This is a genomic window from Nocardia sp. NPDC050799 (assembly GCF_040654015.1).
In the GTDB taxonomy this organism is placed as follows: Bacteria; Actinomycetota; Actinomycetes; order Mycobacteriales; family Mycobacteriaceae; genus Nocardia.
The window spans coordinates 414,357-427,952 of the sequence record NZ_JBFAHF010000001.1 but is presented as its reverse complement, the minus strand read 5'-3'; the positions used below and the strand labels follow the sequence as shown (position 1 = coordinate 427,952).

At 67.8% G+C, this 13,596-nt stretch carries 3 protein-coding genes (1 of these 3 cut by a window edge); all 3 read left to right on the top strand.

Going from position 1 to position 13,596, the window contains the following annotated elements; translation table 11 throughout:
* Window positions 1-4 precede the first annotated feature (4 nt).
* Window positions 5-1,666 (top strand): hypothetical protein, encoded by a 1,662-nt coding sequence (locus AB0H42_RS01950; protein ID WP_357048319.1) that lies wholly within the window; start codon window positions 5-7, stop codon window positions 1,664-1,666.
* A gap of 28 nt (window positions 1,667-1,694) precedes the next feature.
* A complete protein-coding gene (locus AB0H42_RS01945; RefSeq protein ID WP_357048316.1) occupies window positions 1,695-2,123 on the top strand; it encodes a YbaB/EbfC family nucleoid-associated protein in 429 nt (142 codons plus the stop codon).
* A 130-nt stretch (window positions 2,124-2,253) separates the two neighbouring features.
* A protein-coding gene (locus tag AB0H42_RS01940; RefSeq protein WP_357048313.1) for a LuxR C-terminal-related transcriptional regulator crosses the window boundary here: on the top strand, window positions 2,254-13,596 show its start. It continues 18,498 nt past the right edge of the window; only the first 11,343 of its 29,841 coding nucleotides appear in the window; the start codon lies at window positions 2,254-2,256; its stop codon lies off the right edge, out of view.

Genomic DNA, 13,596 nt, shown 5'->3' with positions numbered 1-13,596 from the left:
CGCCATGACCGACCCGCTGTGGCTGGATCCGGGTGAGATGCACGCGTCGGCGGCGGAACTGGACGCGGTCGCCGAGGAAGTCGCGCAGATGGTGGCGGAGTTGAAAGCAGCTCTGGCCCACGACGGAGAATGTTGGGGGAATGACAAACCCGGCAAAACCTTCGCCGAAAGCTATGTGCCGAGCTCGGAACAGGGCATGGCGGGTCTGGAGAATCTGGTGGACGGCGTCCGCGCAATCGGCGCCGGCATCCGTGCCACCACCGCCGCCCTCGCCGAGGTGGACACAGCGGGCGCAACGCAGGTGAGCAGCTTCGATCCGACCGGCATGATGAGCGCGGATTCCAGCGCGCAGGCGTATCGGTCTCCCGAATCCACCTGGCGCTATCCGGAGCGGATCGACCAGCCCGTCCAGCAACCCACCGGATCGACCCGCCTACGAGGTGATTCGACCGCAAACGCCGGCGGGACGCGGCCTTCCGGCAGCGCGCAGCAGACCACCACCGACCGGTCACCGTCGGTTCAGCAGCAGCAACCCGCACCGGAGCCGGCCCAACGGCAACCATTCGAACCGGATCGGCCGGACACCGCTGATCCGAGTGCCCCCGACCGCGGCGCCGGTGCCGACCCGAGCCGTGATGCGCAGCCGGCCACGTTCCCGGCTCCGAGTATCTCGACCCCTGTGCTGACCACACCACGGGGCGCCGAGGCAAGCGCGTCGACTGCGTCGGCGGATCCGAAACAGCCGGCCGGCCGGACCGATTCTGCCCGTACAGGTCCCGCGTCGCCGTGGGGTCGCAACGCCGGGGGCCCGTTCCGGCCGCTTGGGGCGGGAAGTTCTGTCCCCCAAGACAATTCCGCGCCACCGCAGGCGTCACCGCCGCGGACCACCGATCGTCCGCCGGCCCGTGCCAAACCGGTCGAGGACCCGCGCCGGACTCCGCCACGGGAGCGGGAAGCCGTACGCGCCCGGAGAGAAAGCAGCGACGAGGCCATGGCGATCCTGCGCGAGATGGCCGCCCGGCACGATCTCGAGATCGCTGGATTCGAAACGGCGGGTATCGCCGAACCGACAGCGCACGAGATCGCCGAGGCCGTGGACACGGTGCTCGCCGGCCACCCGATCATCCTGTGCGGAATACAGGTCGCCGAGGACGGGCCGCCCTCTCTGGTCGAGAATCGGAGCGAGGCCGCGGCGATTCCCGCAGCGGGTACTTCGCCGCCTCCCGAACCCTGGATCGTCCTGAGTGGGGCCGCTGCCGCAGATCCCGGCGTGATCATCGAACGCGACCGGGTTCGACCGGGTTCCGTGCATCCCCTACTGCGGCAACGGCCGATGTATGTCACCATGCTGCTGGAACTCGGTCGGGTTCTCGACTTGACCGGCGGGTCGCGTGCCAGGGGCGAAGCGCAGCGCACGCTGATCGCCGAATACCTGCGTATCAGCGGCGCCGGGGACGAAAGCCTAGGGCGGATCGTCACTGGTTACAAGTCCTGGCGCGCCGAACTCGGCGACTACTGCTTCGATAACGGTATGTTCTCGCCAGGCCGGGCCCTGGCTGCGGCTTTCGCCGCCGTCGAACTACACGGACCCGATGCGCCGGCCTCGGCGAAGGCATTGCACCGGCTCTTGGTGTCGATGGCACAGGCAGCACAGCCCGGCAAGTAATGGATGGCGATCCGGGAAGGAAGCCGCAATGGACCGGTGGAAACGAGAAGGCCTGCTGTCGGCGAACAACGGGCTGCGCAACCAGATCGAGGATCTGCTGGATACCTACCAGCGGGAGCAGGGCCGGCTCGCCGAGGCATACCGGCAATTGGAAGCAATGCGGGTACAAGCTCGCTCACCGGATCGCGCTGTGGAAGTGACCGTCGATGCGGGCGGCGTGCTCACCGAGTTGACTCTGACCGTTTCCGCGTTGCGGAAGTCGCCGGAGGAGCTGGCCCGCGTCATCGTCGACGCGGTCCAGGAGGCAGCCCGCGCTGCCCGCGAACAGCAGGCGGTGGCCACACCGGCCACCGCCGGGCCCCATGATCTGGGCGATTTGGCCGACATCATGCCCGAAGCGCCCAGCCTGCGCGATATTCGCGCCTATCTCCGCGGCGACCCGCCCGGAGGACATTGACACCACAGAGCTGCCTTCCCAAGAACGGAGGGGCTACTCGTGATCATGAAATAATTGCCCGGATCGGATCAATCGTCGAGTTGACCAGGACTCTATTGTCGGACGTGGGTTGAGGGGCAGGGGTTGAACGTTGTCTCTGCTATTGCCCCCATGGCTTCCCGCCATCGTGGTCGAAATCGTCGTCGGCCACTTCCCAGAGGCCAGAGAAGACGCTATGCGTCGCCGGGCCGGTCATCTGTCGGACACTGCCGAGCGGTGTCGCGGAAAGGCAGCGTACTTCGACAGCAGAGCCGCCGACCGCCACCGTGCCATCCGGGGCCGCAGAGGCGACCAGCTCGAACAACAATATCGAGAGACGGCTGCGAACTTCCGAAATCAGGCCGACCATCTCGACAGCGAAGCCGAGCAGCTGTTCGAGGCCGCGAACGCCTTCGAGATCCAGAAGTGGACGGTTATCGGGTTCGCGCTGATTCTGGCGTGGACGCTGTGTCACGCCGCCTTCATGTTCGCCGCCGGCGGGCCGATCGAAGCCTATCTCGCCGAGTCGCGGACCAGGGCGGCGTTGACGATCGCCGAACGCAAACTCCTGGAATACCTCGCCGGATTGAGCGCGCGGGCGGCCGCTCAACGCAGCACCCTGGCACTGGCCGGTAGGACTGCCTTTTTCGGGGGCCTGCAGGGCGGCGGCATCACTTTGGCGGCACAACTGAAGCAGGTCGCCTACGATCAGCGCGACCGGGTGCGCGGTAAGGACCTCTGGATCGCAACGGCCGCCGGCGGTGTCGGGGGCGCGGCCGGTGCGGTCGCAGGTAAGTGGGTCGGCGACCGGTGGATCATCCCGGCTACCCTCGCGCGCGCGGAACGCGCCACCGGCACCACCGAACGAGTGGCCTTCCAGCTCGGCGGGGCGATGGTCATCGGCGGTATCGGCGGTCTGGTCGGCGGGCTCTTCGGTGCCGCGGCAGCGCTCGAGCTGTCGGACGAGAAGTTCACCCTCGACGCATTCACCGAAGGGCTCGTCCCCGCCGTGTCCGGGGGATTCCTCGGCGCCGCCGGACACAGCCTGGCCAGTTTGCGGGCGGCGGCTCCACCCCCGGCCGGTCCCGGTGCCAGAGCTGCCGAAGGCCCGGGTATCGACGCCCCCCATCCCCAGGGTGAGTCACCCCAGAGCGCCCGCCCCCTTTCGGAAGCGCTCGACGCACGCAGGCACCTTCGCACCGCCGTCCCGGCCGGACAACCCGAGACATACCAGCAGAAGCTCAATGCGCTCCTGACCGGCCTGCTCCGGGACTCCGCTACGCCGCAGTACAACTCGGTCGACTGGCGACCCGCGGGCTTGGTACTGCCGGAGAACGTCGCCATCGTGAAGTCGGACACCGTCGCACCCCATGCCGAGCCCGCGCCGCCGGTATCGGCCGGCCGCGACATCCGCACCGGAGAAGAGCCGGGGCACTCCACGGCGCCGAGCCACAGCAGCTCTCCCTCCACACCTACCGGCGACGACGCCGGCGGTCGCACGGGCGGTCGCACCGCACAACCGGCCGGGGAACTACATGCCCGGCTGCTTCAGCGGCTCGCGACGGACGAATCACCCGCTCCACCAGAGGTCGTCGAAAACGGCAAGACCACGAGACCGGTGGTCGCGGAGTTCAATACCTCGGAAAGGACGCTGCCCGAAGCGCAACCCGGGTCCATCGAGAGGGACGCACCCGGCCCCGTCGACAAGCCGGACAAACCCACCGGTGTGCCGGGGACAGACCTGAACACCGTGTCGAGCAAAGATATCGACGCTGCACTGAGGTCGACCGATACCGGTCCCAGGCGCGAAGTGAACGGAACCGACGAGGCCCCGGCCGCCGGCAGGCCCGGGGAGCACGCAGCACCACGGCCGCCCGATGGCACCGTGGTCCGGGAATCCGCCGACGTGCCGGCCAGGGCGTCCAGCCCGAGATCATCGGCCGAACCGCCGACCGTCAACCGGATTCCCTCGGACGCAGTATCGGTCAGAGCATCCGAGGAGGGGAAGGCGCGGCCGACAACGGAGTTGCCCGGTAGGCCACCGGCCTATCCGGAAAAGCCCGTCTCCATCAAGGACCACGGGACCCCACCGAAACTGCCGGCCGGAAAACCCGCCCCGGAGAGCACGGCGGCCGGCGTGGTAGATACTGCCGCGAAGGCATCCGAGGAGCCGGGGCCGAAACCGTCGGCCACGTCCGCCGAGGAGGCGGGAAGGCCTACCGAGGAAGGCGGCACGCCGAAGACCGGCACGGTCGACGATCCCGCCGCGGTCGTCCCGGAACCACGGGAACCCGAGACTGCGGATTCACCTGACGGACCGGAGCGCGACACCACCGGTGCGCAGGACGTTCCGGGGAGCGAGAGCACCTCACTCGGCTCGGATGCGGATCCGGATGCGGCGGAGCTCGCGGCCCGGTATCGGGCCGAGGCCGACGCCGTTCTCGCCCGGCATGCGGCGACGGACTGGAGTCTGGTGTCGCCGGAGGGCCTGGAGTGGATGGTCCGCCACGGTGACAACCGGGAGGCGGCGACGGCGACGGTCGAGATGATCCGTCGCAGTGATCCCAAGCACCGGGTGCTGCGGTGGACGCAGGTTATGGCCGTGCTGGTTGCCCGGGACGGGGGTGTGGGGAATATGCAGGCCGGTGAGGGGAAGACTTTGGTGTTTTTGGCGGCGGCGGCGTTGAAATCGGCCCGGGGCGACGCGGTGAAGATCATCACGACTCGGGATGTCCTGGCCAACGAGGCGTTCGGTGAATACAGGACGATACTGGCCGGTTATGGGTTCGATATCGTGCGTATGAATCCGGACAGCCCCTACGGCGCGCCGGTCGAGGGGCGGCCCACGATCTATATCGGCACCATGAACGATGCCGGGTTCGGTGAACTTCGTGGCAATGTGGCGCCGGCGCGCCGCAATGGTGTCGACGAGATCGACGAGGCGCTGGTGCACGCCGATACCACTTTCATTCTGTCCGAAGGCTCCGGTGATCCGGCCGGTGACGAGGTCACCGCTGCGGTCGCCGACGCGCATAGTTTTTTCACCGCCGCGCGGGAAGCCGGTTTGCTGACCGAATTCGATTTCGGCCGTGAGCCCGGTCGGCTCGGTGGCGGCACCGTTTTGACCGACGAAGGCCGCGTTAAGATCAACGAAATCCTAGGCCGCGACCTCACTGCCGAGGAAGCGCACCGCCTGACCATGGCCGCGACCGCTGAATGGGAATATCTCGAGAACGATCATTATGTTGTGTGGCATCACCCCGAACTCGGCCCCGAATTCATTACCACCGCCGAGGGGACAACGGTTCTCAATCCGGATGCTCACAAGATCTATATCATCGACCAGACCTCGCACAAGGTCATGTTCGATGCCGAAACTTCTACCGAAAGCCGCTGGAATGGTGGGTTGGCCCAAGCCGCCGAAGCGAAACACGGGATCCAAATCCGTGACGACCCTGCCAGTTCCGCCAGCATCACCGCAGGGGAGATGTTCTCGGCGGAGAAGAGCGATGAGCTTTTCGGACTCTCCGGCACAGCCGACGGCGTCGCCGAGCAACTACAGAACAACCACGGTGTCACACAGGTCATCGATATCCCCCGCTTCAAAGAATCCCAGTTGAAGATCGCCGACGACTATCATGCGATCGGTCAGGAAGGGGTGATCAGCCACCAGGACGCAAAAATGCTCGCCATGGCACATAGCATCGCCGAGCGCCAACCCGGTGGAAATCCGCAACTGGCCATCTGCAACCGCAACAGCGAAGTCGGCAGACTTTCGACCATGCTCGGCGACCTCGGGGTGGAACATATCGCTGTCGATGCGAAATTCTTCCTGCGCCATGGCGTGCACGCCGAGGCGGAACTGCAGAAAATCTTTCACGAAGCCGGGGAGCGCGGCAAAGTTCTGGTGATCAACCGGCAGGGCGGCCGGGGCGTCGACATCCCCGTAGCCCCGGATGTCGACGCCGACGGTGGCCTGCATGTGCTGATCTCCGGCCGTTCCGCGGAATCCCGCGCCGTGGATATCCAAGCCGAAAACCGCACCGCCCGTAGCGGCGGAAACGGCAGCGTCCAGTACTTCACCGCACCCGACGACGCGCTCTACGCACAAACACCCCAAGCCCAGATCTCGATAATCCGTTACACACAGCACCAGGAGGCACTGTCCGAACACCGCGCAGCGCTGGCCGAACACGCTGTCGGACCCACCCCGGAAACCCGGGAAAAACTACGGCAGACCACCAACCGGGTAGCGGTTACCGAAATGAATTTCTCCGCGGCTGTCGCCGATATCCGCGCACTCACCGAAAAACTACAGCCCGTCGGTGTCCGCACCGCCGACACGCACGACCCCGCTACCGCTCACCTGGCGAATTCACCACCCATCACCGACACCCGCGCCGCTCCCTGGAATCACTCGGAACAGCCGCACCAGCCGCCGCCGATCCGTACTCTCGGTGATGGACCCGCTGCCGGCCCTCTTCGCCCGGCGCCGGCGACCAGCCAGGAAGAGCCGGACACCGATCGGCCACCACAGCATGCATCGGATCCGACAACGCCGACACTGTCGGCGGGCACATCCGACGTGACCGCGGCGGCCGCCGCGCAAGCGGCCGACCCGCGGGACGCGTCCGGCAGCACATATGAGCCCGCCCCGGTGTCCACCGGACATCCGGCCGAACTACAGGCGGCCCAGCACGGCGATCCGGCTGCCGCCAGATCGCTGGTGGATACGTATTGGACCGATACCCTCCAGCACGCCTACACCACGCTCGGCAGGAACTCCGCCACCGGGCCGGTGGCCGAGATCGTGGAGCAACTGGCACACGCGATGGCCTTCGCCGGACTCCGGGCCGCACAACTCGACCAATGGTCGGTACCCGGGGATACAGACCTCGGCGACTGGCTGCGCGACAAAACCCGCGACGCACTGCTCGACAGCTTGGCGCAGCTCGATGCGGTCAAGCCTCGCGATATTGCGAACGCACTACAAGCGACTGTGCCCGGACAGAGCCTCACCGATGAACAGATCGACGTGCTGGAACAACTCACGCGGACCGTACACGCACGGTATCGTTCCGACGCTGCGTCCGAATCCGTGGGCCCGAGCGCGCATATCTCGCAGCCGGCACCGGCGGCCACCGCCCGGCCGGACGCTTCGGCCGAGCCGAACGATTCCGCTGCGCCCACCGGTATCGCGTCCGGTTCGCGCGCTACCGCCGGCGATCCCGCTGTTTCGGACCGGTCTGCCGATGCTCGCCTTCCAGCAGAACCCGTCACGGCGCCGGTTGAGCCGACGACGCCCGCACCGTCGAAAACGGATCCGAATACCGCGCGGGACCTCCGGGCGCTGCAACGGGGAATCGTCACCGCCTACCAAGCCCTCGAGGGCGTCACGGCGGCCGATCCCGTAGTTGCCGCGCTCGCCGGGGCGCCGCCGGAGGTGTTCGGGCGGTGTGTCGACAACCTGCATCAGAGCCAGCGGACCGCCCTTGCGTTGCGTTTCCGGCAGGGTTTGTCGGAGGCGCAAACCGCCTACGTGCACAATGCGCGCACCTCCACCGGAATGCGCTGGCAGGCCGCGACCGTCCGGGCCATCGTCGCCGGCGGGCTGCGCCGACTCGCGCGAACGGTCGCCGCGGAACACGGAATACCGGGAACGGACGCCGAACTCACTGCCGCCGAACTCACCGTCCTGCAGATGACGGCCCAGGGTTTGTCACGTGCGGTGATCGCGGCGCGGCTCGATATGCCGCGACGGTCCATGGCCGTCCTGGTCCGGCAGGCTGCGCAGAAACTGAACGTCGCCAATCGGGCCGCATCCGTCGCCGAGGCGACCCGGCGCGGCGATCTCGATATCACTGCCTTCCCGGCTGCGCAAGCTACTGCGGCGGTGCGCTTGTCCGAGCAAGCGACCGCCGTGCTGACCCTCACCGCGAAAGGCCTGACACCCGAGGCGGTGGCGGCGGTGCTGTCCCTTCCGCAGGCCGCGGTACACGAGCACCTCGGTGATATCGGCAGAACACTCGGCACGTTCGTTCCCGCCGCAATGGTGGCGGCCGGGATCCGGGAGGCGGTTCTCGAGGCCGACGGCGCGATGTGGTCGAAGTGGGACGAGACCATCAGCGACACCATCGAGGGTGAACCGAGTTCGCGACCGTCCTCGGTTGTCTCCGCGGCCGAATCCAGTGGTAAGCCGACACCGGTCGATCCCGCTGTGCTCGGTGCGGGGGTCGTCGACAACTCGACACTGCGCCGTGCCCAGGGGGGCGACAGGTCGGCCGCGCAGGCATTGACTCGCCGATACGGACAGGACAATATCCAGCGCACTGTTGCGCTGCTGGGGTGGGACCCGGCCCGCGGCACGCCGCCCACCCAGGTCACGCGCCTGGCACACGAAATCCATTTCCGGGTGGTGGCCTATGCCGATGACAACCTTTGGCCGGTGACAGAAGGGCTGGAGGTCTCCGATTGGATGTTCGCGGTAGCCCAGGACACGCTGCTCGATTGCCTGGTGCATGTGGACGGCGACGACCGCCGGCTGGCCGCGGCCGCGATGAAGGGGCTGCACCGCGGCGGCGACCTGGCCGACGACCAGGTCGCCGTGATCCAGCGACTCGCGACGGTGGCGCAGCGTCGGTCCCGTCGCACCGAAGCCGAGGAACCGGCGGCCACCCGTATCGCGGCGCCACCGGTCCCGGCTCCGGTCTCCCCCCGGGACGCGGCGGCGATTGTCGACGGAGTGCGCCCGCGACGGAACCGAGGACCGGCGGATCTGGCCGAAGTTCACGCATTCGGTCCCGAAGCCTCTGTACCAGGCGACGGATTCGTGCCGGGACCGCAGCACGCGTTCCTTCCCCGAAGTGCCGAGGGAAGGAACGCGGAGGCGGGCCGATCCCAGCGCAATCGATCCGATGGAAAGCCCACGCGGTCGACGCGGGAACCGGCTGCCGTGCAGAGCATCGACCCGCCGACCACCGCATCGCCCGATACCGACGAGAAGGCGCCTTCGAGGACGGCGACGTTCCCCGGTATCGAGCTGTCCGAGGCCGAGGTGCATATCGTGCGCCTTGTCGCCGGTCTCGTATCCGAGGCGGCCGCGACACCGGCGCGCTTGCTCGGCGCCGTGTTGGGGCTCGCACCGGCCCGGGTGAATCGGCTGCTCGTGCGGCTGAACTCGAAGCTCGGGGAGGCAACCGCTGTGCGGATGCCCCCGGCGGCACAGCAGACCGGGTCGGCCGGAGATATCCGATTGTCGACCGGACAGATCGAGATGCTTCGCCTGCTGACCGCAGATCTACCCGACCCCACCGCCGACGACACCTCGGCCGTGACACCGGATATCCTGCGGACCTTCCGCACTCACCTCGCAGACCAGCCGAGCGGTCGGCTGGGCGAACGCGAGATCGAGGTGCTGAATCTTCTCGTCCAGGGGCATTCCGTCGTCGAAGCCGCCGCATTGCTGGGCCTGGAGCCCACTGCTGTCCACGATGACATCGCTCACGCAGAAGTCGAACTCCACACCGAAGGGTTGATCCCGACGGTCCTGGCCGCGATCCGTACCGGTGCGCTCAACAGTGGTACCGACGTGGCCGATCGGGTCGAGTTGTCCGAGGCCGAGGCCGGCGCCGTCCGGATGGTGGCGGACGGCGAGACGAACCAGGCCATCGGGGCCGCGCTGGGGCTGGGGCAGCGCCGGACGCGACGGTTCATGTCCGAACTGCTGGGCAAATTCGATGTCGACAGCAAGCTGGACCTGGCGCTGCAAGCGCAACGACGCGGCCTTCTCGACGACACCGATACCGGCCGGGCACGACCGTCGGTTGCCGAACGTAACAGCAACCCCGCGCCCACCTCCGCAGAGTCCGCACCCACGCGCCCGGCCGGGAATACGAACCCGAAGAACCATGACGGAACAGCACCGTGGAACACCGGGCTCGTTACGGTATCCCGGGCGGGCATGTCGGCGATATCCGCCGATTCGCAAAAGCATCGCGCACCGCACCCTTCACGCATGCTTGCCGGAAACCCGGTCCATCACGGCGGGCAGCAGGGACAGCAAGCCCCCGCTCTCGGCACGGCACCGTCCACGTTCGCGCCGTGGAGTGGCGGCGGCCGATCCGGATCCCGGCGCGACGAACAGCCGCGGGCCCGGCCGCAGCGGTGGGCGGATCGCCCCCGTGAGATGCTGGGACAGCACGGTATCGACGCGCCGGAAACGCTGCCGGACCCTGCGCAGGGGTACCCACCCACCCCACGAGTCGAGCTCGGGCACGAACTGCGGCAGCTTCTTCTCGAGTGCGAGGCGGTCGAGGCAGGACCCGGGTCCTCGCAGGCCGAATTCGATACAGCGGAAATGCTGATCGACGGTGTCTACGCCCTCGAAGCCGCCCTGCTGACCGCCCACAGATATCGGTCGGCTGCGAAGGTGAAGTTCACCGACTCGAACCGTGAACTCGGGTTTCCGGTGCCCGGACCGGATGCGGTGCAGCAACTACGCGACCGGCTCGTCGCGGTGCGCGAAACCGATCCGCGGTCGGCCGTTGGTCTGCAGAACCTGATTGCGCTGAGTACAGACCATACCCGGCGCCGGCAACGGTCCGGCCGACTGGATCTGCACGCAACCGGTCTCGACACGTTGGCGGCAGAGTACCGTGCCGCGAAGAAGGAGCTCGCCCAGTACACCGCCCGGCACGGTGAGTTGTCCGGGGAGACCGGACCGCGAGGGCCGGTACCGGGTTCCGCGGGTGGTCGACGGGCCACTGCGGGACAAGCGGTCGGCGTACCCGGTCGCGGCGAAGCGGCGCAGTATCGACGATCCGAGGACGCGGCGGTCGGCGCCCGGACCCAGAAGATCCGCGAACTCGAACACCAACTGCTCGCGGGATTCGCGGAAACATCCCGGATCGCCACCGGGACCGGCGCCGCACTGGCCAGTGCGCCCGCCGGGATAACCGACGGTGGCCGGGTGGCGCACACCCTCCCCCCGGCCCAGCGCACCATCGCGATCGCCGACGCGGAAGGAATGGCGGGATACGAGCGGCCCCACGCGCTGCAGGGACTCGACGATCAATGTGGGCGGGCGGCGTTGGCCGCCAACGCGGCACGAACCGGACGGAATACCGGGGATATCGAGCCCGCGGTGCCGGGCAAGGGCACACTGTCCAGCTATATCGAAGCGCGTACGGCTCGACCGGGCCGGCCGGTCCGAGCACATCAGGTCCGCGATATACACGTGGCCCACGACGAACTGCGCTCGTGGGCATCCACAGCGGAGAGCCGGCAGGCGGGCGCCGGCCACGGCAAGTCGATATTCGTGCTGACCGCAGGCACCGAGAGGCTCGGGCATATGGTCGAGCTGGTGTCGGTCGTAGAAGACGGCCTGATTCGGATCGATTGCTGGGACGCGGGTTACGACACCATCGTGCAGAACTTCCGGCCCGCCGAGGAACCCGGCGAACGGAAGACGGTCGCGCTGTGGGTGGACGAGAACGGTTTCTCGGTCGCGCCACCGGAGGGGCCGGGACCACGACCGGTGGAACGCGACGAGGATATCGCCGTCGCCACCTCCGAAGCCGATGACCCGGCAGCTCGCGCGCGGCAGGTAGCACTGGCATTGGCCCGCGCCGGGATCGGCGAAATCGAACAGATGGTGCATCGCGACGGCGCAATGCCGGCGGTTGCCGCCGCGCGAGCGCAGGGGCGGCGAAATGCCCGACTGTGGGACTGGGCGAACGACGAGCTGCGCGCGGTACTGGCAGCGGAGTATCCCGCGATCCTCGGTGAGGCCGCGGGTATTCCACGCGCAGTCCGCACCGAGTTGAACGAATCCGAATGGCAACGCGAGTTCGATGAGCTGAGCGCTCGAGAGGGAACTCTCGACGAGGCCGACTACCAGCGGCTGCGGGAACTGGAGACGATCGGGGCGCTGCGCGACGAGGGCAGGAAACGGGCAAAGCAGATGGGCGTACCGTTCCACCTGCTGTCTTTCCCGCGCCGGACGGGACTCGGTGGGGCCGCGGGCAGTCTCCTGTTCGCCTATGGTGACGAAACCGCACCCCAGAACGAGATCTGGTACCCGATCGTCCGCAGCGGCGTTCCGGGCGAATGGGTCGACGTGGTGCGCAACGGTGCGGACTTCGCCGAGCTCGAGCACCGGCCCAGCCGTGCGGTGACCACGCTCGTACTGCACTCCTACGGGGACGCCGAATCGCGAAACACCCGCGAGGCGCGGGCCGGCGCCGACCTCACGGCATGGCTGGCCGCGGAAGACGGGGCGCGGGACGTCTGGGCGCCCCACGACGAACCGCCGCGGGTCGAACTGGTGTGCCGCAGCAATACGAACCGGGGCACGCGGATATGGCAGGAGGTGGCGGATCGCCTGCACGGCAGCGGGCTGGACCTGGCACAGGTGACCCGGGGCGAAACCGACGAAGATATCGTGCGCCGCGCACAGGGCTGGGCCGCGGACCTGCCCGGTGTGCCCGAGCTGGTCACTCGTACGGTATCGCCCGCCCAGCATTTCGTCCTCGGTGCGGACCCACGCACCGCGGACGAGGTGGTGGTACTCGTGCGGGCCGCGGTCACACCGGGTTCGCTGCGGACGGGCCTGCGCGAGGCGGTGGAGGTGTACGCGGAGAGATACGGCGACGATCGGGCAGTCGCTGTCGTGCTGTGGCAGGGCGATACGGCGCAGTCGCTGGCTGCCGTGCTCGCCGAACTGGCTGCTCGTCGTGAGAACGCCACCGACCCGAAGCGCAGGATACGGCTCGTCCCGGACCAGCCGGGTTCGGGCCTCATCCAGTCTGTCGCCACCGACCCGCAGGTGAAGCCGCATCGGGACGCTTTCACGAACCTACCCCGCAGAAGGCCTGCTCCGCAGGGCCGGCTGTTCACACCCGCGGGGCGCTTTGCAGAGTGGGCGATGGCGACGCCGCTGGCCACGCAGGCCCGCCGCCGGATGTCCAGAAGTACGGAGCCGGAGCCGGTGGCGATCCCGGTGGCGGTGGTCGAGCCCCGGCTGGGGGAGCTGAATACGACGCGACGGTTGGCACGCGCGCTGCGCGCGGATGTGCTGGACCAGCTCGCGGTGCGCGCGGATCACCAGAACATGACGGCGGCGGAGCTCTCGGCGCGCAGAGCGGAACTGGTCGATGAGCTGGCGTACACACAACAGCACCTGATCGACAAGGTCCGGGAACACGAGGGGTATTCGCCTTCCGACGTAGGCAATTGGCTACGCATCCACGCCGGCGACGTACTGGAGCGAGACGAAGCACCCGACGATCTCCGAGAGGCGGCGGAAAGATTCGCCTGGTTCTTCGACACGATCGATCTCATCGACGCCGTCCCCTACCTGGAAAACAAAATCCATCAGATCGATCGGCTGGAAGCCGCTCTCTTCCACGCCCATGCGCTCGCCGCGCACGGTGAACTGGCAGACGGAGAACTACAG

Coding starts and splice junctions, on each gene's coding strand:
- AB0H42_RS01950 (WP_357048319.1), top strand. CDS start 5: ATGACCGACCCGCTGTGGCTGGATCCGGGTGAGATGCACGCGTCGGCG.
- AB0H42_RS01945 (WP_357048316.1), top strand. CDS start 1,695: ATGGACCGGTGGAAACGAGAAGGCCTGCTGTCGGCGAACAACGGGCTG.